Genomic DNA, 21,355 nt, shown 5'->3' on the forward strand with positions numbered 1-21,355 from the left:
CGATAGTGTTATGACTCTGGGGATAAGCTAAATCAATCCCGGCAAAAGCGAAACATCTCCGTCATATTTAAGAAGCGGAAAGATATTCTGGCATCTCACTAGGCTCTGCCGGATACTATAGACTCTGCTTTTAACATCATATTAACGTTCAAACACTATGCCTCTTCAGCAACAATCTGCATCCTCTACACCACAACCAGGGCTTAGCCTGTCTTTGACCCTGATTATGTCTATCGCGACTGGCCTTGCCGTCGCCAGTAACTATTATGCCCAGCCGCTGCTGGAGACGATTGCCAGAGTCTTTGCGCTTTCCGTTAATCAGGCGGGATTCATTGTCACCGCCGCGCAGTTGGGTTATGCCGTTGGCCTGCTGTTTTTGGTGCCGCTGGGGGATATGTTTGAACGCCGGACGCTGATTGTCGGCATGACGCTGCTCGCCGCTGGTGGAATGTTGATCACCGCTTCGGCACCCACGCTCTGGATAATGATTGCTGGCACGGCGTTAACCGGCTTGTTCTCCGTTGTCGCGCAGTTGCTGGTTCCTCTTGCCGCGACGCTGGCAACGCCGGAAACACGCGGTAAAGTCGTCGGCACGATTATGAGTGGCCTGCTGCTAGGGATTCTGCTAGCGCGTACCGTCGCGGGTGCGCTGGCTTCACTCGGTGACTGGCGTACCGTTTACTGGGTTGCCAGTACGCTGATGGCCATCATGGCGCTGATTCTGTGGCGCGCATTGCCGCGCATTCCTCAACAAAACACGCTGAACTACCCGCAGTTGCTGGCCTCCATATTCCGCTTGTTCTCTGCAAATCCGCTGCTGCGCACGCGCGCAATTCTTGGCTGTCTGTCCTTTGCTAACTTCAGCATTCTGTGGACGTCGATGGCATTCCTGCTCGCTTCACCGCCATACGGATATTCCGAAGGCGTTATCGGCCTGTTCGGGCTGGTCGGTGCGGCAGGCGCATTAGCGGCATCGCGCGCTGGTCGTCTGGTCGATCAAGGCAAAGCCAAGCCGACCACCAGCGTTGGGATTATCCTGCTTTTGCTCTCGTGGGGCTTTATCGCACTCGGTATTCATTCCGTGGCGGCGCTGCTCATTGGCATCATCGTACTGGATCTGGCAGTTCAGGGCGTGCACGTGACCAACCAGAGCGTGATTTACCGTATGATGCCCGAAGCACGTAATCGCCTGACCGCAGGCTATATGACCAGCTATTTCATCGGCGGTGCACTGGGATCGCTCCTCTCTGCTTCGGCTTATCAGCAGTGGGGCTGGCTGGGCGTTTGTGCTGCGGGCAGTATTATCAGCCTATTGAACCTGCTGGTGTGGTGGCGAAGCCATCATCACAAAACGCAGGAAGCGATGGCGGCGCTGTAGCCGCGCTTATTTGCAGCTGTCTCGATTGAAATCGTCTTATTCGAGACAGTTTCCCACGAGAAAGTTACGCACGAGATCATCACGCCCGTTCCGCAATAGCGTGAAATTCCGGTAATGCTTTGCTAGTGTTACCGGTTAATTCCCTTTAAGTGCAAAAAATATCAAGCCAGTGAAGACATTAACCACACCTGCACCGACAAAGTCTGCGTCTTTTAGAGAGGGCGTATTTGACAGTTTGCCGATTGTTATCGGCTACATGCCCGTGGCATTCGCATTTGGCATGAACGCCGTCAAGCTAGGATTTACCCCGCTGGAAGGCATTTTTCTCTCTTGCATCATTTACGCCGGTGCCAGCCAGTTCGTCATCACCGCGTTGCTCAGCGCAGGTATGTCCATCTGGGTAGCGGCGTTGACCGTCATGGCGATGGATATCCGCCATGTGCTGTATGGACCTGCGTTACGACATCGCATTGTACAACAGTTGCCGACCCGGAAAACCGCACTGTGGGCTTTCGGCCTGACGGATGAAGTATTTGCCGCGGCAGCCACCCGGCTGGCGAAAGACAACCGGCGCTGGTCAGAAAACTGGATGATAGGCGTATCGCTTTTAGCCTGGCTCTCATGGGTGCTCGGCACAGTGATCGGTGCCGTGTTCGGTAACGGCCCACTGGATAATTACCCTGCCGTCGAAGCCGCGTTATCTTTCATGCTGCCCGCGCTTTTCTTGAGTTTTTTACTCGCGTCCTTCAAGCGGAAACAGAGTCTGGTTGTAGCGTGCGCACTAGGCGGCGCGCTGCTTGGGCTGCTGCTTTCCTCCATTCCAGCCGCGATACTGCTCGGCATTCTCAGCGGCTGTCTGGCTTCGCTGGTTAACTCCGCCACGCCACAGGTGAACGCATGAGCACAGAAGTTATTCTTATCGGGCTGATTGTGGGAATGGTGAACTATCTCTTCCGCTATCTGCCTCTGCGGCTGAGCGCCTCACGCGCTTCCGGTTCGCTGCAACGCGGTAAAAAAGCCCTGTTGCTTGATAGCATTGGTATTGCTTCCATCTGTGCGCTGCTGATTGTTTCCAGCGTGCCGGATATTCTCACGCATCACGAAAAGCTGCTGCCAACACTGGTAGGCTTTATTACGCTGACCGCCTGCTTTTATAAAACCCGCAGTATCGTCTTATCGACGTTACTGGGAGCATTCTGCTACGGCATTGCTTTTAAGCTGCTTGAATCCACAGTGTAAATTATCAAATAAGATTTTGATTTAAATAAAGTAAGCGGCGAATAATTCCTACTTCAAGCTATTCTCCGCTTACGTTCTGTCACAGAAATAAGCACAATTTCCCACCTGAATGCCGTTTACCCATTTAGTAACATTAGTTACTATGCATACCGTGATTAATGAGGTTTATATAAAAAATGGACAGTTCATTCACTCCTATAGAACAAATGCTCGATCTGCGTGCTTCACGTAAACCCGGCTTCCCGCGTCAGGAAGTCTTGCTATTGCGTCTATTCATGCACGTTCAAGGCAAAATTCTGGAACACAGAAACAGAATGCTGAAAGATCAGGGAATTAACGAAACCCTTTTCATGGCATTGCTGACGTTAGAATCTCAAGAATCTTACAGTATTCAGCCATCTGAGCTCAGTGCAGCGCTGGGGTCGTCGCGCACCAATGCAACACGCATCGCTGACGATCTGGAGAAAAGAGGTTGGATAGAGCGACGCGAAAGCAGCAGTGACAGGCGCTGCCTGCACTTGCATTTGACAGAAGAAGGCAAAGCGTTTCTTGGTCAGCTGATTCCGCCACAACATGAAAGCCTCCATGTGCTTTGTTCAACACTTGAATCCGGAGAGCAGAAGCAGCTTGAAGCCCTGATGAGAAAACTCTTGGGTAGGCTGGATGAGATGGACGATTTCGGCAGCGTATAGCGGAAGAGCAACAAAAAATCACAACCGGCTCCTTTTTCACCCGGAATGACCCGATGCTTACGTATCGGGGCAGATGGGCTTCGCTTCGAAAAATACGCATGATCTTTCCGCAGCCGCAACCTGCGGCTTAGCACAACGGCAATCTCACGCTCCAGGTGGGCCATCTGAAAACTCCCCCGGACTGCACAGCAATACGAATTCATTGCGACTATCGCCAGGCGGCTCTGTCTGGTGCGATGGCCGATACAAAGAAAATAAGAAGAGAGAGAACAGCATGAGTGAAAATGTGGAAAATCAGGTGCCACAGACGCCGCAAAGAAACAAGAAACAGCAGCGTAAACGGGTCTTGTCGCTGCTGACATTTATTTTCGTCGTGATTGGCTGTGCCTGGCTGGTTTACTGGTTCCTCGTGCTCAGACATCACCAAAGCACGGACGACGCCTACGTCGCAGGCAACCAGATTCAGATCATGGCGCAGGTTACGGGTAGCGTCACCCATGTTAACGTCGACAATACCGATTTCGTTAAGCAAGGGCAGGTGTTGGTGGAGCTGGATCCTACCGATGCGCTGCAAACGTTTGAACGCGCGAAAACCGCACTGGCCAACAGCGTGCGCCAAACGCATCAGTTGATTATCAACAGCAAACAATACCAGGCCAATATCGAGCTGCGCCAAACTGAACTGAACAAAGCACAAAGCGACTTGAGCCGTCGTGAAGCGCTAGGCAATGCGAATGCTATCGGACGTGAAGAAGTGCAACATGCGCGCGATGCCGTCGCGACCGCCAAAGCGGCGTTGGAAGTCGCCAGACAGCAATATCAGGCGAATCAGGCGATGATTCTGGATACACCGCTTGAGAAGCAACCCGCCATACAGCAAGCCTCCGTAGAAATGCGCGATGCCTGGCTGGCGCTACAGCGTACCAAAATTGTCAGCCCGATTGACGGCTATATCTCACGCCGCAGCGTACAGATTGGTGCCCGTATCTCCTCGACTTCGGCACTGATGGCCGTGGTTCCTGCCAATCATCTGTGGGTCGATGCTAACTTCAAAGAGACGCAGTTAGCCAATATGCGCATCGGCCAGCCCGCTACCGTGATCGCGGATATCTACGGTGATGATGTGGTGTATCAAGGAAAAGTGGTCGGTCTCGACATGGGTACCGGTAGCGCGTTTTCTCTGCTGCCCGCCCAGAACGCTACAGGCAACTGGATCAAAGTGGTTCAGCGCCTGCCGGTACGAATTGAGATCGATCCGAAGCAGGTTGCCGAGCATCCGTTGCGCATCGGCCTGTCTGCATTGGTGAATGTCGATACCGCCAATACAGAAGGCAGTGCGTTATCAGAAACATCGCGCACCACGCCAGCCTACCAAAGTGATGCTCTGACGCTGGATCTCACCCCTGTTAACCAAGACATTAGCGCCATTATTCAGGCGAATGCCGGTTAATCGACCAGGAGAGAAACGTGCAGAGAAAACCGCTTAAAGGCGCGAGTCTGGCCTGGATGACCGTTGCTCTGTCGCTAGCAACGTTTATGCAGGTGCTGGACTCCACCATCGCCAACGTCGCTATTCCGACCATCGCCGGTAATCTGGGTGCGTCCAACTCACAGGGAACGTGGGTTATCACCTCGTTCGGGGTCGCTAACGCCATCTCTATTCCTATCACCGGTTGGCTGGCAAAACGGTTCGGTGAAGTCCGCCTTTTTCTATGGTCAACAGCACTCTTCGCCCTGACCTCTTGGCTGTGTGGTATGTCCACCAGCCTGGAAATGCTGATTTTCGCCCGCGTATTGCAGGGGATTGTCGCTGGGCCGCTGATCCCGCTGTCACAGAGTTTGTTGCTAAGTAATTATCCCCCGGCAAAACGCAGCATCGCTCTGGCACTGTGGTCAATGACCGTGGTGGTCGCGCCGATCTGTGGCCCCATTCTGGGTGGCTGGATTAGCGACAACTATCACTGGGGCTGGATATTCTTCATCAACGTCCCGCTGGGCATCGCCGTGGTGTTTATTGCCTTGCAAACGCTGCGCGGGCGAGAAACCAAAACTGAGATCAAGCCCATCGATACCATCGGGCTGGCGTTGTTGGTCGTCGGTATCGGTAGCCTTCAGATGATGCTCGACCGAGGCAAGGAGCTGGACTGGTTTAACTCGACGGAAATCATCACCCTAACCGTAGTGGCGGTGATTGCGATAACGTTCCTGATTGTCTGGGAACTGACAGACGACCATCCGGTGGTGGACTTATCCCTATTTAAGTCGCGAAACTTCACCATTGGCTGTCTGTGTATCAGCCTCGCCTATATGTTCTACTTTGGGGCGATAGTGCTCTTGCCACAGCTGTTGCAGGAGGTGTATGGCTATACCGCCACCTGGGCAGGGCTGGCATCCGCGCCAGTTGGGTTGATGCCCGTGTTGCTGTCGCCAATCATCGGTCGATTCGCGCCACGTCTGGATATGCGCAAGCTGGTGACGTTCAGCTTTATTATGTACGCGGTCTGTTTTTACTGGCGTGCGTACACCTTCGAGCCAGGTATGGATTTCGGCGCATCGGCCTGGCCGCAGTTCGTACAGGGGTTTGCCGTCGCCTGCTTCTTCATGCCGCTGACGACTATCACGCTATCGGGTCTTCCGCCTGAACGTTTGGCGGCAGCATCAAGTCTGTCGAACTTTGCCCGAACGCTGGCGGGTTCGATTGGGACATCGCTGACCACCACACTCTGGACACAGCGAGAATCGCTGCACCATGCGCACTTGACGGAATCTATCACGCCGTATAATCCGATAGCACAGGAAACGTACCAGCAGCTTCAGGCAATGGGGATGAGTCAAACACAAGCTTCGGCTTACATCGCAGAACAGATTACGGCTCAGGGGCTGATTATTTCCGCCAACGAGATCTTCTGGGCCGCTGCCGCCGTATTTCTGGTGCTACTGGTGCTGGTCTGGTTCGCTAGGCCGCCCTTTACCACCGGCGGTGGAGGCGGAGGCGCACACTAACCAAGCAGAAACACTTTGTCCCCTTCTGCCAATAACTGGCCGAAGGGGAACCTCCTTCTAATATTCCCACCTTTCCCTGATTAATCGGATACCTCTCGCTCACCCCTTATAGCGCAGTAGTGAATAAGGATTTACAGATTCGGGATAAACATATTTTCACATTCCGATTACAATGCGCCTCTTTTATTCGGGGATTGAGTGGTTCTTCTATGTCACAGGTTTTACATTTCATTTTGGCAGCGGCTGCCATTTTTTTACTAGCGTTGCTCGTCAGTCACGACAGAAAACGCATCCGACTGCGCTTTATTGTACAACTACTGGTGATTGAAGTTTTGCTGGCCTATTTCCTTTTGCATTCCAACATCGGGCTTAACGCGATTAGCGCCTTTGCCGGTTTGTTTGAAAAGCTATTATCTTTCGCCAATCAAGGAACCGATTTTGTATTTGGCGGTATGAATGCACAGGGACTTTCCTTTATTTTCCTCAATGTGCTCTGCCCTATCGTCTTTATTTCTGCGCTGATCGGGATTTTGCAGCACTGGCGAATTTTACCGCTGATTATCAAAGGCATTGGCACTCTGCTGTCCAAGGTCAACGGGATGGGAAAACTGGAGTCGTTTAACGCCGTGAGTACGCTGATGCTCGGGCAGTCAGAGAACTTTATCGTCTATAAAGGCATCATCGCCGACATGTCGCCACGGCGGATGTACACGATGGCCGCGACGGCGATGTCGACCGTTTCCATGTCGATCATCAGCGCCTACATGACCATGCTGGACGCCAAATACGTCGTTGCGGCACTGATTCTGAATATGTTCAGCACCTTTATCATTCTGTCTATCGTCAACCCTTATCTGCCTGACGACGAACCAGAACTGAAGCTAGAAAAGCTGCATGAAGACCAAAGCTTCTTTGAAATGCTGGGGGAATACATTCTTGCCGGTTTTAAAGTCGCGATGATTATTATGGCGATGCTAATCGGCTTCGTGGCCTTGATTGCCGCCGTCAATGCGCTGTTCAGCACCGTCTTTGGCATTAGCTTCCAGGCTATCATGGGCTATGTCTTTTCACCGCTGGCCTGGCTGATCGGCATTCCGTCTTCCGATATCCTGAACGCGGGCAGCATTATGGCAACCAAGCTTGTAGCCAATGAGTTCGTTGCGATGATCGAATTGAAGAAGATCGCCGCAGAAATGTCGCCGCGCGGTTTGGGGATTTTGTCTGTCTTCCTGATTTCCTTCGCCAACTTCGCATCAATCGGCATTATCGCAGGCGCAATCAAAGGGCTGAATGAAGCACAGGGCAATGTGGTATCACGCTTTGGCCTGAAGCTGGTTTATGGTTCTACGCTGGTGAGTTTGCTGTCTGCGGCAGTGGCGGGATTGGTGCTGTAGTACGTATGAGATAAAAGTCAGTCGAGCGGTGATAATGGGTAGATCGTAAAGACGCTGTAAATACATGCCTGTACGCTCGGCTTGCGCCATCCATGGCGCAAACGCTTTACTCTTCTATCCCATTATCACCGTTCTTGTTCTGTCGATGGGATTACAAACGATATGAATCAGCCCCTGAAAAAGGGGCTGATAATAAAATCAGAAGGCGACGCAGACAGGAGCATCAATCCGCATGACGGATTCCTGCGCGAAACGTGATTTGTAGGCGGTGCGCAGCGCTTCGATATCGCGCTCTTTATCAGCACCGTGAATCAACATCAGCGCCTTGCTGTTCTCTCGGGCAACCAGTCCATTGTTCCCCAGCCATTGTCCTTTGGCATCAAACACCGTTAGCCCTTCTTTAAAGCGTGGCGTAACCTCACCGTCCAAAAACGCTTTCCACTCGGCATCAGAAATCACAGGGCCAGCAGGACGATTCAAACCAAAATACAGCGTGGTCTGTACCTGCTTGTCGCCAATCTGGCACACATCAGCGGTTGGTACAGCGGCAACAGCAGTGGATGAGCGCGACAGCGAACTGCAGCCGCTTGCCAGCAATGCGCCCAACAGTAACGATACCTCGATAACCTTCTGCTTTTTCTGCTTCATCGAACGTTCTCTCATCCATGGTGATGCCTTCTCAGGGAGCAAATCCCCCCTGAGAATTCACGCGTGATATCAGGCTTGATTCTGTCGCCACCATTCGGACAGCAAAATGCCCGTTGCGACTGAAATATTCAGGCTTTCAACCTTACCAGTACCGCCGATAGAGACTTTCACGTCTCCTTGTTGCCAGGCGCTATCTGACAGACCATCACCTTCCTGACCCAGCACGATCACGGTTTTCGCCGGAAGCGTTGCTTTCGACAATACCGTACCTTTATGGCTAGAGGTGGTCACGATGGTGTAGCCTGCACTACGGAACTCCGCCAGCACGGACAGGAAATCGTCAGCGTTAATCGCTTTAACGTGTTCCGCACCGCCTTCTGCCGTGCGTACCGCAGCACCGGATTCCAACAGCGCCGCATCCTGAACCAATACACCTTTCACGCCGAAATGCGCGCAGCTGCGCATAATTCCGCCGAGGTTGTGCGGGTTACCCACATCTTCCAGCGCCAACACACAGTCATGCTCGCCAGCCGTTTTCAGGTATTCACGCACATCCATTCCCTGACGCTTTTTAATCAGGAAGCAGACGCCGCCATGGTGCTCAGTGCCGGAAGCCTTAATCAGCTCTTCTTCTTCCACAACGTGGTAAGCCTTGCGGTTTGCCGCCATCCAGCGCAGTGCATCGCGGAAACGCGGCGTCACTTCTTGCAGGAACCAGGCACGAACAATCACCTCTGAGCGGTTTTTAAACAGCGCCTGACAGGCATTTTCACCGTAAACTCGCGTTTCTTCCTGACGCTGGCGACGCAGTTGCTCAGGATCGATCTGGCTCTTGCCAGTAATACCGCCATGGTCCGGCGTGTCGCTTTCGCTTGGCGCACGAGACACGGTTTTCCACGGTGATTCATAACCACCAGAATCTTCACCACGTGGGCGACGAGTAGTGTCGCTGCCGCGTTCGTTACGATCTTTATTGCCCCACGGCGTTTTCGCACTGCTATCGCCGTCGCGGGACGGATTTTCACGGGCATAACGCGGGTTAACATCACGCGGATGCTTTGGTTTCTCACGTTGATCGCGAGAGCCACCACTATCACGTCGATCGCCACGACGATCTTTATCAGCAGGACGCTTGTTTTTATTGTCTTTCTCGCCCTCATCATCACTGCGGACGTACATCACACGGACTTTGCCGCTTTTACTATTGAATGAATCGCTCATTGTTTTCTCCACCTACGCGCTGGGCGCGAAGATTACCTTATGTACACCCGCTTAGCCACACGCTTGTGGTAAAAGAGCGCTAACAGTCAGAAGCTATTGTAGCTATTGGGCAAACCACGTTGTTGCCATAATGTCTCCCCACCATAATTTATCCACTCTTAAGCACCATGCCGTTGACCTTCCAATGCAGCATTACGCGCATTTTATCAGCGACATCTTTATTTTAGCCCTTTTATCTGAGGCCCTGTTATGAATACGGTATGTGGATCTTGCCAAACAACCAATCGCCTGCCAGAAGAGCGTGTTGATGACCATGCAAAATGTGGTCGTTGCGGAGAAACCTTATTCAGCGGTGACGTCATCAATGCCACAGAAGCGACGCTCGATAAACTGTTACAGGATGATCTTCCCATCGTGATCGATTTCTGGGCCCCTTGGTGCGGTCCCTGCGTCAACTTCGCCCCCGTATTTGAAAACGTCGCGCAAGAGCGCAGTGGGAAAATCCGCTTTATTAAGGTCAATACCGAAGCCGAACCGGCACTCAGCGCCCGTTTCCGCATCCGCAGTATTCCAACGCTAATGATCTTCAAACAGGGCCAGATGGTCGACATCCTCAACGGTGCACTACCAAAAGCACAGTTTGAGAGCTGGCTGGATGAATCGCTGTAGAGAAACGCGGTAGAAATGTGGGGCATTATTGCCCCGCCTCTTTTGGTCAACCTGTCTGTCGATTAGAATGTCGTCTTTCTGAACCAGCTTCCCAATAATTAACACGAAGCCGGTTCGTTGCAGAATCTCATGGCGTCCTTAATTTCATGATCAACCGCCCTTCCACGGTTAACAATCCTTTCATCGGCACCAATGCCGTGCTCCGCCTGCGCCAGCAACGTCTTGAGCAGTCAACCAAACCGTTTCGCGCACGCGGCTCCCGCGTAGTGCGCTGCCAACAGTGTTTATTGCCCGCGATCAACTGCCTGTGCCACACCATTCAGGCGCAGCCATCCCGCAGCCGTGTCTGCCTGGTGATGTTTGATACCGAGCCGTTAAAACCAAGTAATACCGGACGCCTCATCGCCGATATTCTGCCCGAGACGCAGGCGTTTCGCTGGTCACGCACCGAGCCCGATCCCCAGTTGCTTGCTACTCTGCAAGATCCGAACGTTCAGCCGTATCTGGTCTTCCTTGCCGATGCCGCGGAAGAAGGACGTCAGGTGTTTCAACAGCTTCCCGCAACAGAAAAGCCTGCCATGTTTGTCTTACTCGACGGGACTTGGCCGGAAGCGCGTAAAATGTTCCGCAAAAGTCCCTATCTGGACACTCTGCCGATCCTGTCACTAAATGTAGACGCGCTGTCCCGCTACCAACTGCGTGAAGCCAGCAGCCCACGGCAGCACTGCACCGCCGAAATTGCCATCGCTCTGCTTGCACAGGCGGGGGATATCGTCGCAGCCGACGCGCTATCACAGCATTTTGATCGTTTCCGGCGACACTATCTGGCGGGGAAACCACACCACAGTTTGCGGGAAATTTTACCCATCGTCACAACACAACCCGCAGAAAACGTTTAGTATCAAAGGGGATTGATGTGAAGGAGTGACGCATGAGCCAGAGCGGATTGGAAGCACTGTTACGCCCTAAGTCTATCGCCGTTCTCGGCGCGTCAGAAAAACCGGGACGGGCCGGTTTTCTGATGATGAAAAACCTGTTGGACGGCCATTTCAGCGGCCCTGTGCTACCTGTTACGCCGAAATATCGTGCCGTTTGCGGCGTGCTGGCCTACCCTACTGTCGCCAGCCTGCCAATCACGCCCGACCTTGCCGTGATTTGTACTAATGCCAGCCGTAATCTAACACTGTTAGAGGAGCTAGGGCAGAAAGGCTGTAAAACCGTCATCATCCTCTCCGCACCGCCGACTCAGTTCAGCGAATTAAAGACCTGTGCTGTGCGCTACAACATGCGCCTGCTTGGCCCCAACAGTCTCGGGCTGCTCGCCCCTTGGCAAGGCCTGAATGCCAGCTTTTCCCCTGTCCCCATAATGAAAGGCAAGCTGGCATTTATTTCGCAGTCGGCCGCCGTTTCCAACACGATACTAGACTGGGCACAGCAGCGCGGTATTGGCTTTTCCTATTTCATTGCTTTGGGCGACAACCTGGATATCGATGTCGACGACCTGCTAGATTTTTTGGCTCGCGATGGAAAAACCAGCGCGATTTTGCTGCATCTGGAACACATCAGCGATGCCCGCCGCTTTCTTTCCGCTTCCCGCAGCGCGTCCCGAAATAAACCGATACTGGTGATAAAAAGCGGTCGTAGTCAGCAGGCACAGCAGTTGCTGAATGATCAACGCCACGGTCTGGATGCCGCCTATGATGCAGCCATTCAACGTGCAGGTTTACTGCGGGTACGGGACACTCATGAGCTTTTTTCCGCCGTGGAAACCTTAAGCCACCTGCGACCGCTACGCGGTGAACGTTTGATGCTGGTGAGCAATGGCGCATCACCGGCCGCACAGGCGCTGGATCAGCTCCTCAGTCGGCAAGGCAAGCTCGCACCGCTCAGTGATGCGACTCGACAAGCGCTACAGGACGCGCTGCCGCAAACCGTCACTATCGGCAATCCGCTCGATCTGCGTGATGACGCGACCTCGGCCCGCTATCTCGCGGCCGTCTCTGTATTGCTAGATAGCGATGAAATCGATGCACTCTTAATTATTCATGCACCCAGCGCCGCCGCTCCTAGTACCGATTGCGCCGAGCAGTTGATTACACTCTTCCAACAGCATCCACGTGGGAAAAGAATTACGCTCCTGACCAATTGGTGTGGTGAGTTCTCCTCGCAGGAAGCGCGACGCTTATTTAACGATGCAGGCATTCCGACCTATCGCACACCAGAAGGCGCGGTAACGGCATTTATGCATATCGTCGAGTATCGGCGTAACCAGAAACAGCTCAAGGAAACCCCGGCACTGCCGCTGAATTTGGGTATCAACGCCAGTCAGGCCCATGCGCTGATTCATCAGGCGCTGTCGGATGGTGTGACTCAGCTCGATACGCATGAGGTTCAACCGATTCTGCAAGCCTATGGTTTGGATACGTTACCCACCTGGATTGCTGGCGACAGTGCCGAAGCCGTTCATATCGCCGAGCAAATTGGCTATCCGGTCGCGATTAAACTGAGATCGCCAGATATCCCGCATAAATCGGAAGTTCAGGGCGTCATGCTGTACCTGCAAACCGCCAGAGAAGTCCAGCAGGCGGCAGATGCGATTCTTGACCGGGTGAAACGCACCTATCCACAGGCGCGCATTTACGGCCTGTTAGTGCAGAGCATGGCAAATCGCGCGGGTGCACAGGAACTCAGGATTGCCGTTGAACAGGATCCCGTTTTTGGCCCATTGATTATGCTGGGAGAAGGTGGCGTGGAGTGGCGAGAAAAGCAGGCTGCTGTCGCGCTACCTCCGCTAAATATGACGCTGGCCCGCTATTTGGTATTGCAAGCAGTGAAAGGCGGTAAGATTCGGGAATACAGCGCTCTTCGTCCGCTGGATATTCCCGCACTTAGCCGTTTGCTGGTCCAGGTATCCAACCTGATTCTCGACTGCCCTGAAATTTCCCGGCTAGATATCCACCCTCTGCTGGCATCCGGGGATACCTTTACGCTGCTGGATGTCACGCTGCATCTGACACCGTTCAGTGGCGATCCGCAGTCAAGGCTGGCAATACGCCCCTATCCACATGAACTGGAAGAAACGGTCATCCTCAAAAATAGCGATACTTGCCTGTTCCGGCCCATTTTGCCGGAAGATGAACCGCTGCTCAGTTCGTTCATCGCAAGAGTGACGAAAGAAGATCTGTATTACCGTTATTTCAGCGAAATTAATGAATTTACTCACGAAGACTTAGCCAATATGACACAAATTGACTACGATCGTGAGATGGCATTCGTTGCCGTGCGACAGCTTGGGGAAGAGACGGAGATTATTGGTGTGACGCGCGCAATTTCCGATCCTGATAATACAGATGCGGAATTTGCCGTGCTGGTGCGATCCGATCTGAAAGGACTCGGCCTTGGCAGACGATTGTTGGAAAAGTTGATTGATTACGCCCGGACGCATGGTCTTTCCCGCTTGACTGGCATCACCATGCCGCATAATCAAGGCATGATACAGCTGTCCAAAAAGCTTGGTTTTCACATCGACGTACAATTAGAAGAGGGTATTGTGACGTTGGAATTGCCACTGAAAGACTGATCGCGGGGCGTGATATGGCTCTTGCAACGGCAAAACAGGCTCACAACGGCCGGAAAGTAATGGTACTATCGCCCATTCGGCTACTCCTTAACTTTTGATAATGACCAGAAGGTCATATACCCTAGTGCAGCTTTAAGTATGGGGGGTATAAACTGATGAGAGAAGAAACGCACTGTGATGCTGTCAAATTTTAAACGCAATAAATACCAACAGCACCTTGCACAACTGCCCAGAATTTCTCAGAACGCAGATGATGTTCAGACGTTGCATTCGCCGGAGCTTTTCCGCACGACGCTGACTAACGCCATTCTACGTGCTAAAAAGCGCGTCTATATTGTGGCCTTATATCTTGAGCGTGATGATGGCGGCATCGGTATTCTATCCGCAATTTATGAAGCCAAACGGCAGTGCCCTGAACTGGATGTCCGTGTTTTGGTAGACTGGCATCGTGCTCAGCGTGGCAGGATCGGCACAGCGGCAGAAAATACCAATGCCGATTGGTATTGCGATATGGCGAAAAAGCATCCAGATACGCATTTCCCTATCTATGGTATCCCAGTCAACACACGTGAAGCGTTGGGTGTCCTGCACCTAAAAGGGTTCATTGTCGATGACACCGTCATCTACAGTGGAGCCAGCCTGAATGATGTTTATCTGCATCAGCATCAGAAATACCGTTATGATCGCTATCAGCTGATTCATAACCCTGTATTGGCTGATACGATGGTGCAATATATCCAGACAATGCTGTCCGCACCAGCAGTGCAGCGATTGGATCATACCGATCGCCCGAAGAGCCTGGAAATCAAAAATGATATCAAGCAATTCCGTCAAACCTTACGTACCGCCAGTTATCAGGCACCGGAATGCAGCGCAAATGCAAACGAATTAACCGTCACGCCGCTCGTTGGGTTAGGAAAACAAAGCCCGCTGAATAAGACCATACATCACCTGATGTATTGCGCCGATGAGCATTTAGTCATCTGTACTCCCTATTTCAACATGCCCGCGCTGCTGGTCAGAAATATCATTCGGCTATTGCGGGACGGCAAAAAAGTAGAAATTATTATTGGCGATAAGACCGCTAACGATTTTTATATTCCAGAAGACCAGCCTTTCAAAATCATCGGCGCATTACCGTATCTCTACGAGATCAACCTGCGCCGTTTCCTCAGTCGTCTGGAGCGCTACATTGAAAACCAACAGCTTGTTGTACGGCTATGGAAAGACGGCGACAACAGTTTCCATCTGAAAGGCATGTGGGTGGATGGCAAGTGGCAGTTGCTGACGGGTAACAACCTTAACCCACGCGCATGGCGTCTAGATCTGGAAAACGCTATCCTGATTCACGATCCTCAGCAGGTTCTATTGCAGCAACGTCTGGATGAATTGGATACGATCAGGACGCACACCCACGTCGTAAAAAGCTACACGGAACTGGAGAGCATCGCGCAATATCCAGTGAAAGTCCGCAAGTTGATACGACGTCTACGCCGTATTCGTATAGACCGGCTAATCAGTCGTATTCTCTAAAACCCACGCTATACTTTGAAAAACCTCGGCTTCCGAGGTTTTTTATTATCATGGGGAAAGCTATGCGCTTACTGTGTGTTGCGGCAATGATTTGCTGTTCTGGATGTAGCCATATCGCACAAGATCGCTGGACAGGACAAGATAAAGCCCAACATTTCCTCGCCTCAGCCGCCATCAGTGCCGCCTGGTATGAATATGGCACTCACCAGCGCTGGAGTTCAGATCGTAGCGGAGGATTCGGTATTATGCTGGCAATCAGCGTAGGCATGGCAAAAGAGCTTTATGATAGTCGGGAAGGCGGAACAGGGTGGAGCTGGCAAGATCTTGTTTGGGATGTAGCCGGTGCAACCACCGGCTATGCGTTATGGCAATTATCTGAAAACTAAAGTTTCATCCCTTTGCCTCTACGATGCAGCGTTAACGACACAATAAATGCAATGGCTCCCATCGCAGATACGTACCAGAAGAAAGCCGTTTCCATACCAAAAGATTTCAGCGAAAGCGCAACATATTCAGCAGATCCACCAAACAACGCATTAGCCACCGCATAAGATAAACCTACACCTAACGCACGGACTTCAGGCGGGAACATCTCTGCTTTTAAAATACCGCTGATAGATGTGTAGAAGCTAACGATAACCAGAGAAAGCATCACCAACGAGAAAGCAAGCACAGGACTCGTTACACTCTGTAGAACCGTTAAAATGGGAACCGTCAGTAGTGCCGCAAATCCGCCGAAACAGAGCATTGAACTGCGGCGACCAATCTTATCCGACATTGCACCAAAGAAAGGTTGCAATAACATAAAGATAAACAGTGCGAGGGTCATTAGCCCACTAGCGGTTTTTGCATGCATCCCTGCCGTATTCACCAGATACTTTTGCATATAAGTCGTGAACGTATAAAAAGCTAAAGACCCCCCAGCCGTAAAACCCAGTACGGTAATAAAGGCGCGACGATGTTTCCACAACCCCACAAGGGAGCCAGCATCTTTATGTCCGCGAGTCGTTTTATCAGATGTTTCATTCAGCGAACGGCGTAAATAAAGCGCCACGATAGCCAGAACAGCGCCGAGAGCGAAAGGAATACGCCATCCCCACGCACGTAAATCTTCATCACTCAGAATCTGCTGTAATATCACGACAACTAACAGCGCCAGCAATTGACCGCCAATCAGCGTGACATATTGGAAAGAAGCATAGAATCCCTTTCTTCCTTCAACGGCAACTTCACTCATATACGTTGCGCTGGTACCGTATTCCCCACCGACAGAAAGCCCCTGAAATAAACGAGCTAGTAACAGTAAAAAGGGTGCCCAAGTACCAATAGTTTCATATCCCGGTAGACAGGCAATAACCAGAGATCCAAAGCACATCATGCAAACTGATATTAGCATTGAATTTTTACGACCATGCTTGTCAGCAATGTAACCGAAAAGCCAACCGCCTATCGGTCTCATTAAAAAGCCTGCTGCAAAAACCCCTGCGGTTTGTATTAATTGAGTGGTGGTATTTCCCGAAGGGAAAAAGATATGAGCAAAATAGATTGAGCAAAAGGAATAAACATAAAAATCAAACCACTCAACCAAATTACCCGATGAAGCGCCAACTATAGCCCGGATACGCTGACGCGTATCTTTCGCACTTTCCGTTAGATCAGTCATCTTATTTTATTCTCCTATTTTTTCGGGCATAGAACGATGCCCATTGTAGTAAAGCAGTACTTACACCCAGAGGCAAAAGGTTCCTGATTGTAATAATTTATTAATGCAACAGTGTGATCCAGCGCCTTTAATTATCCTTAATTTGAATATGGACAAATAAAATGGTGGCAAACAATACGTTATTATTAGATGGGTTAATAAGAAGGTAAGCAGAAGTTTTTATTCGGATAAAAGAAAAGATCTAATAATCTGAAATAGGAATAAACAAAAGGCCATCCTTATCGGATGGCCTTTTGTTTTAATTGAAACCTGGCAGTTCCCTACTCTCACATGTGGAGACCCCACACTACCATCGGCGCTACGGCGTTTCACTTCTGAGTTCGGCATGGGGTCAGGTGGGACCACCGCGCTATCGCCGCCAGGTAAATTCTTTTTAAGCCGAACATTAACCCAAATCACTGGTGCTGATACCCAGAGTCGAACTGGGGACCTCACCCTTACCAAGGGTGCGCTCTACCAACTGAGCCATATCAGCGCACCTGTATAAATTGATGCCTGGCAGTTCCCTACTCTCACATGGGGAGACCCCACACTACCATCGGCGCTACGGCGTTTCACTTCTGAGTTCGGCATGGGGTCAGGTGGGACCACCGCGCTATCGCCGCCAGGCAAATTCTGTTTCATTCCAACCGTTACTTATCATGACTTTTTGTCATCTCCGTAACCATCAGAACCAATCTTCGAACAAGCTGAATATCGTTTTATATGAGTCACCCACAAAACACCTTCGGTGTTGTAAGGTTAAGCCTCTCGGGTCATTAGTACTGGTTAGCTCAACGTATCGCTACGCTTACACACCCAGCCTATCTACGTCGTAGTCTTCAACGGCCCTTCAGGGCATCTAGTGCCCAGGGAAGACTCATCTCGAGGCAAGTTTCCCGCTTAGATGCTTTCAGCGGTTATCTCTTCCGCACTTAGCTACCGGGCAATGCAATTGGCATCACAACCCGAACACCAGTGGTGCGTTCACTCCGGTCCTCTCGTACTAGGAGCAGACCACCTGTGTCGGTTTGGGGTACGATTTGATGTTACCTGGAGCTTAGAGGCTTTTCCTGGAAGCGTAGCATTGGTTACTTCATCACCGTAGTGACTCGTCATCACGCCTCAGTGTTAATAATGACCCGGATTTACCTAAGTCATCCACCTTCACGCTTAAACCGGGACAACCGTCGCCCGGATAACCTAGCTTTCTCCGTCCCCCCTTCGCAGTAACACCGAGTACAGGAATATTAACCTGTTTCCCATCGACTACGCTTTTCAGCCTCGCCTTAAGACGTTATGCGGTATTAGCTACCGTTTCCAGTAGTTATCCCCCTCCATCAGGCAGTTTCCCAGACATTACTCACCCGTCCGCCGCTCGTCACCCAAAGAGCAAGCTCTTCTGTGCTACCGCTCGACTTGCATGTGTTAGGCCTGCCGCCAGCGTTCAATCTGAGCCATGATCAAACTCTTCAATTTAAGATTTGTTTGATTTGCTGAACTCGTCAGCGATGCTCAAAGAATTAGTAACTGTTCATTCATAATGAATTTTACTGTTGTTCACTCTTCAAGACTTTTTATATCGTTTAAGATACGGTCTTGTGAGTGCCCACACAGATTGTCTGATTATATTGTTAAAGAGCAGTGCCACGTCTTCCGTGGCGCGGGCCGCATATATTATGCTTTTCCGCTGTGAAGTCAAGTCATTACTGACTGCCTTCGTTGAATCTTTTCTGTCACACCAACTTCGTAAGTCGCTGTTGCCGTGTCAGTGGATGCGCATTATAGGGAGCCAATTCAGAAGCGCAAGCAAATCTAGTAAAGTTTTTTCTGTTTGCGCATCTTTCATTCGTTCCGCCTGTTAACTGCGCGTTTTTATCCATTTTGGCAGATCTGCGAGGCTTCCAAGTACACCATCAGCCAGTGCTTCACCTTGCTCGGTAACCGGTTTACCGGTACGGACCAGCAGTTTATACCCCACACCAGCACCAATTGCAGCCTGCATATCCTCTAACTTATCACCCACCATATAAGAAGCCGCCATATCAATGTGCAGTTCGCGCTGTGCGGAGAGCAACATGCCAGGCTCAGGCTTACGGCAATCACAAGTCTGACGGTATTCATTTTCGCCAGCTTCAGGATGATGCGGACAAAAGTAGATGCCATCCAGATCGACACTACGGTCTGCCAGCGACCAGTCCATCCATTCCGTCAGTTGCATAAACTGATCTTCTGTAAATTTACCGCGGGCGATACCGGACTGGTTAGTCACAACAACCAGCGCAAACCCCATGTCCTTCAACTCTCGCATGGCATCGATGACACCATCAATAAATTGAAAATGGTCAATCTCATGAACATAACCGTGATCAACATTGATCGTGCCGTCACGATCAAGAAAAATTGCTGGAATGCTTTGTGCCACTGACTTTGCTCCTTAATGGCGTAAATTACGCGGCAGTATCGCATGTTTTCCCCTATAGAGAGAATGCAGGGCAGTGACAATCCCGATTGACTTAGCCGTCTAGACGCCCTAACATCCATTTCATCTTCTGTTAATTCAGAAACTGATTTATCCAGCCATAGGCACTTACGATAAAAACATATGATTGAACTTTCTAATATTACTAAGGTTTTTCAGCAGAACGGGCGGAGCATTACCGCACTTGCTGATGTCAGCCTTCATGTCCCCACAGGGCAAATCTATGGTGTTATCGGCGCATCGGGCGCAGGTAAAAGTACACTGATCCGCTGCGTCAATTTATTGGAACGACCAACAGAAGGGAAAGTCCTGGTTGATGGACAAGAATTGACTCAGCTGTCAGATAGCCAGTTGACGCGCGCACGTCGGCAAATCGGCATGATTTTCCAACATTTCAACCTACTCTCTTCACGCACCGTTTTTGGCAACATTTCGCTTCCGCTGGAATTGGATAACACGCCGAAAGCTGACATTACCAAGCGAGTAAACGAATTATTGGAGCTGGTTGGACTGGCAGATAAGCACGATGTCTACCCAGCCAACTTGTCCGGCGGACAAAAACAGCGTGTCGCCATTGCCCGCGCATTGGCGAGCAATCCTAAAGTTCTGCTGTGTGATGAAGCAACCAGCGCGTTGGATCCCGCAACGACTCGCTCGATTCTTGAATTACTGAAAGACATTAATCGTCGTCTGGGCCTAACCATTCTTCTTATTACACATGAAATGGACGTGGTGAAACGCATTTGCGATCAGGTTGCAGTTATCAGTGACGGACGACTCATCGAGAAAGACACGGTAAGCGAAGTCTTCTCGCATCCGAAAACGCCGCTGGCACAGAAATTCATTCAATCAACGTTACACCTGGATATTCCAGACGATTACCTCACTCGTCTGTCCCCTGACTATCACCCAGATACCACGCCGTTATTACGGATGGAATTTACGGGTAAATCGGTGGATGCACCGCTGCTGTCAGAGGTTGCTCGACGCTTTAACGTCAACAACAACATTATTAGCGCCCAGATGGATTATGCCGGTGGCGTCAAATTCGGCATCATGCTGGCAGAAATGCATGGCAACAATGCGGATATCAAAGACGCAATCCAATTCCTGCAGGAAAGTCACGTTACTATTGAGGTCCTGGGTTATGTCTGAAGCAATGATGTGGTTAATGGCTAAGGGAGTATGGGAAACCGTCGCGATGACGTTTGTTTCTGGTTTCTTTGGCTTTGTGCTTGGCTTACCCGTGGGCGTTTTATTGTATACCACGCGTCCGGGCCAAATTATCGCCAATCCAAAAATCTACAGGACCGTTTCTGCACTGGTAAACATTTTCCGCTCGATTCCGTTCATTATTTTGCTGGTATGGATGATTCCTTTTACCCGCATCATTGTCGGAACCTCTATTGGCCTGCAAGCGGCAATCGTTCCTCTTACCGTAGGTGCGGCACCGTTTATTGCCCGTATGGTGGAAAATGCACTGCTTGAAATTCCGACTGGCCTGATCGAAGCCGCCCGCGCGATGGGTGCGACTCCGATGCAGATCGTCAAAAAGATATTATTGCCAGAAGCGTTACCGGGGCTAATTAATGCCGCAACCATCACGTTAATTACGCTCGTAGGCTATTCTGCTATGGGTGGTGCCGTGGGCGCAGGCGGCTTAGGTCAAATTGGTTATCAGTATGGTTATATTGGTTATAACGCGACGGTCATGAATACGGTATTAATATTACTGGTTGTTTTGGTTTATCTGATTCAATTCTGCGGCGACAGGGCAGTAAAAGCTGTCACACATAAGTAATCATCACAATACG

General features: G+C 50.9%; 18 protein-coding genes, 1 tRNA gene, 2 rRNA genes and 2 other annotated features. Of the genes, 14 read left to right on the plus strand and 7 right to left on the minus strand.

Annotated features, from left to right (window positions below):
* Nucleotides 1–157: 157 nt before the first annotated feature.
* The 7 genes from DCX48_08470 to DCX48_08500 all read left to right on the plus strand — a co-directional run bounded on the left by DCX48_08470 (nt 158) and on the right by DCX48_08500 (nt 7,706).
* Nucleotides 158–1,378 (plus strand): MFS transporter, encoded by a 1,221-nt coding sequence (locus DCX48_08470; GenBank protein QXE14529.1) that lies wholly within the window; start codon nt 158–160, stop codon nt 1,376–1,378.
* Nucleotides 1,379–1,547: 169 nt separating this feature from the next.
* Complete coding sequence (locus tag DCX48_08475; GenBank protein ID QXE14530.1) at nt 1,548–2,279, plus strand: branched-chain amino acid ABC transporter permease; 732 nt, start codon at nt 1,548–1,550, stop codon at nt 2,277–2,279.
* A complete protein-coding gene (gene ygaH, locus DCX48_08480; protein ID QXE14531.1) occupies nt 2,276–2,617 on the plus strand; it encodes an L-valine transporter subunit YgaH in 342 nt (113 codons plus the stop codon). Before DCX48_08475 ends, ygaH begins: the two co-directional genes overlap by 4 nt.
* A gap of 176 nt (nt 2,618–2,793) precedes the next feature.
* A complete protein-coding gene (mprA, locus tag DCX48_08485) occupies nt 2,794–3,309 on the plus strand; it encodes a transcriptional repressor MprA (protein QXE14532.1) in 516 nt (171 codons plus the stop codon).
* Nucleotides 3,310–3,583: 274 nt separating this feature from the next.
* Complete coding sequence (gene emrA / locus DCX48_08490; protein ID QXE14533.1) at nt 3,584–4,759, plus strand: multidrug efflux MFS transporter periplasmic adaptor subunit EmrA; 1,176 nt, start codon at nt 3,584–3,586, stop codon at nt 4,757–4,759.
* A gap of 17 nt (nt 4,760–4,776) precedes the next feature.
* Entirely contained in the window at nt 4,777–6,312 is a 1,536-nt protein-coding gene (emrB, locus tag DCX48_08495) for a multidrug efflux MFS transporter subunit EmrB (GenBank protein QXE14534.1), read from the plus strand.
* Nucleotides 6,313–6,521: 209 nt separating this feature from the next.
* Entirely contained in the window at nt 6,522–7,706 is a 1,185-nt protein-coding gene (locus DCX48_08500) for a NupC/NupG family nucleoside CNT transporter (protein QXE14535.1), read from the plus strand.
* 198 nt (nt 7,707–7,904) lie between these two features.
* Here DCX48_08500 and DCX48_08505 read toward each other — a convergent pair whose 3' ends face one another.
* Together DCX48_08505 and DCX48_08510 are read right to left on the minus strand one after the other, a co-directional pair.
* The gene (locus DCX48_08505) at nt 7,905–8,354 is read right to left on the minus strand and encodes a DUF3574 domain-containing protein (GenBank protein QXE14536.1); all 450 of its coding nucleotides are present in this window, start codon (nt 8,352–8,354) and stop codon (nt 7,905–7,907) included.
* A gap of 69 nt (nt 8,355–8,423) precedes the next feature.
* Nucleotides 8,424–9,575 (minus strand): tRNA/rRNA methyltransferase, encoded by a 1,152-nt coding sequence (locus DCX48_08510; protein QXE14537.1) that lies wholly within the window; start codon nt 9,573–9,575, stop codon nt 8,424–8,426.
* A 249-nt stretch (nt 9,576–9,824) separates the two neighbouring features.
* On the opposite strand from DCX48_08510, the gene trxC reads away from it, so the two are divergent.
* The 5 genes from trxC to DCX48_08535 all read left to right on the plus strand — a co-directional run bounded on the left by trxC (nt 9,825) and on the right by DCX48_08535 (nt 15,743).
* Nucleotides 9,825–10,244 carry a thioredoxin TrxC gene (gene trxC, locus DCX48_08515; protein ID QXE14538.1) on the plus strand — a complete coding sequence of 140 codons (420 nt, stop codon included), beginning with the start codon at nt 9,825–9,827 and terminating at the stop codon, nt 10,242–10,244.
* Between the two features lie 146 nt (nt 10,245–10,390).
* Entirely contained in the window at nt 10,391–11,143 is a 753-nt protein-coding gene (locus DCX48_08520; protein ID QXE14539.1) for a DTW domain-containing protein, read from the plus strand.
* A 32-nt stretch (nt 11,144–11,175) separates the two neighbouring features.
* Nucleotides 11,176–13,824, plus strand: a complete 2,649-nt coding sequence (locus tag DCX48_08525; GenBank protein ID QXE14540.1) for a bifunctional acyl-CoA synthetase/GNAT family N-acetyltransferase — start codon at nt 11,176–11,178, stop codon at nt 13,822–13,824.
* A 177-nt stretch (nt 13,825–14,001) separates the two neighbouring features.
* Nucleotides 14,002–15,357: a CDP-diacylglycerol--serine O-phosphatidyltransferase gene (locus DCX48_08530; GenBank protein ID QXE17189.1), complete on the plus strand. Its 1,356-nt coding sequence runs from the start codon at nt 14,002–14,004 to the stop codon at nt 15,355–15,357.
* Nucleotides 15,358–15,419: 62 nt separating this feature from the next.
* Nucleotides 15,420–15,743: a YfiM family lipoprotein gene (locus DCX48_08535; GenBank protein ID QXE14541.1), complete on the plus strand. Its 324-nt coding sequence runs from the start codon at nt 15,420–15,422 to the stop codon at nt 15,741–15,743.
* On the opposite strand, the gene DCX48_08540 is transcribed toward DCX48_08535, so the two are convergent.
* The 5 genes from DCX48_08540 to gmhB all read right to left on the minus strand — a co-directional run bounded on the left by DCX48_08540 (nt 15,740) and on the right by gmhB (nt 19,484).
* Nucleotides 15,740–17,020, minus strand: a complete 1,281-nt coding sequence (locus DCX48_08540; protein QXE14542.1) for an MFS transporter — start codon at nt 17,018–17,020, stop codon at nt 15,740–15,742. The two genes, DCX48_08535 and DCX48_08540, sit on opposite strands and share 4 nt — an antisense overlap.
* A gap of 307 nt (nt 17,021–17,327) precedes the next feature.
* Nucleotides 17,328–17,443: ribosomal RNA gene (rrf, locus tag DCX48_08545) — 5S ribosomal RNA — on the minus strand.
* A 36-nt stretch (nt 17,444–17,479) separates the two neighbouring features.
* Nucleotides 17,480–17,555: transfer RNA gene (locus tag DCX48_08550), tRNA-Thr, on the minus strand.
* Between the two features lie 18 nt (nt 17,556–17,573).
* A 5S ribosomal RNA gene (rrf, locus tag DCX48_08555) occupies nt 17,574–17,689 on the minus strand.
* A gap of 110 nt (nt 17,690–17,799) precedes the next feature.
* Nucleotides 17,800–18,354: a sequence feature (possible 23S ribosomal RNA but 16S or 23S rRNA prediction is too short), on the minus strand.
* Nucleotides 18,347–18,538, minus strand: a sequence feature (possible 16S ribosomal RNA but 16S or 23S rRNA prediction is too short). Its footprint overlaps the feature before it by 8 nt.
* A gap of 382 nt (nt 18,539–18,920) precedes the next feature.
* Nucleotides 18,921–19,484 (minus strand): D-glycero-beta-D-manno-heptose 1,7-bisphosphate 7-phosphatase, encoded by a 564-nt coding sequence (gene gmhB, locus DCX48_08560; protein ID QXE14543.1) that lies wholly within the window; start codon nt 19,482–19,484, stop codon nt 18,921–18,923.
* Nucleotides 19,485–19,664: 180 nt separating this feature from the next.
* Between gmhB and metN the strand changes: the two genes are divergently transcribed.
* Both metN and metI read left to right on the plus strand, forming a co-directional pair.
* The gene (metN, locus tag DCX48_08565; protein ID QXE14544.1) at nt 19,665–20,696 is read left to right on the plus strand and encodes a D-methionine ABC transporter, ATP-binding protein; all 1,032 of its coding nucleotides are present in this window, start codon (nt 19,665–19,667) and stop codon (nt 20,694–20,696) included.
* Nucleotides 20,689–21,342: a D-methionine ABC transporter permease MetI gene (gene metI / locus DCX48_08570; GenBank protein ID QXE14545.1), complete on the plus strand. Its 654-nt coding sequence runs from the start codon at nt 20,689–20,691 to the stop codon at nt 21,340–21,342. The genes metN and metI overlap by 8 nt, the downstream gene beginning before the upstream one ends.
* The last annotated feature ends 13 nt before the right edge of the window (nt 21,343–21,355 follow it).

The sequence above is a fragment of the Pectobacterium atrosepticum genome, assembly GCA_019056595.1.
Taxonomy (GTDB): domain Bacteria; phylum Pseudomonadota; class Gammaproteobacteria; order Enterobacterales; family Enterobacteriaceae; genus Pectobacterium; species Pectobacterium atrosepticum.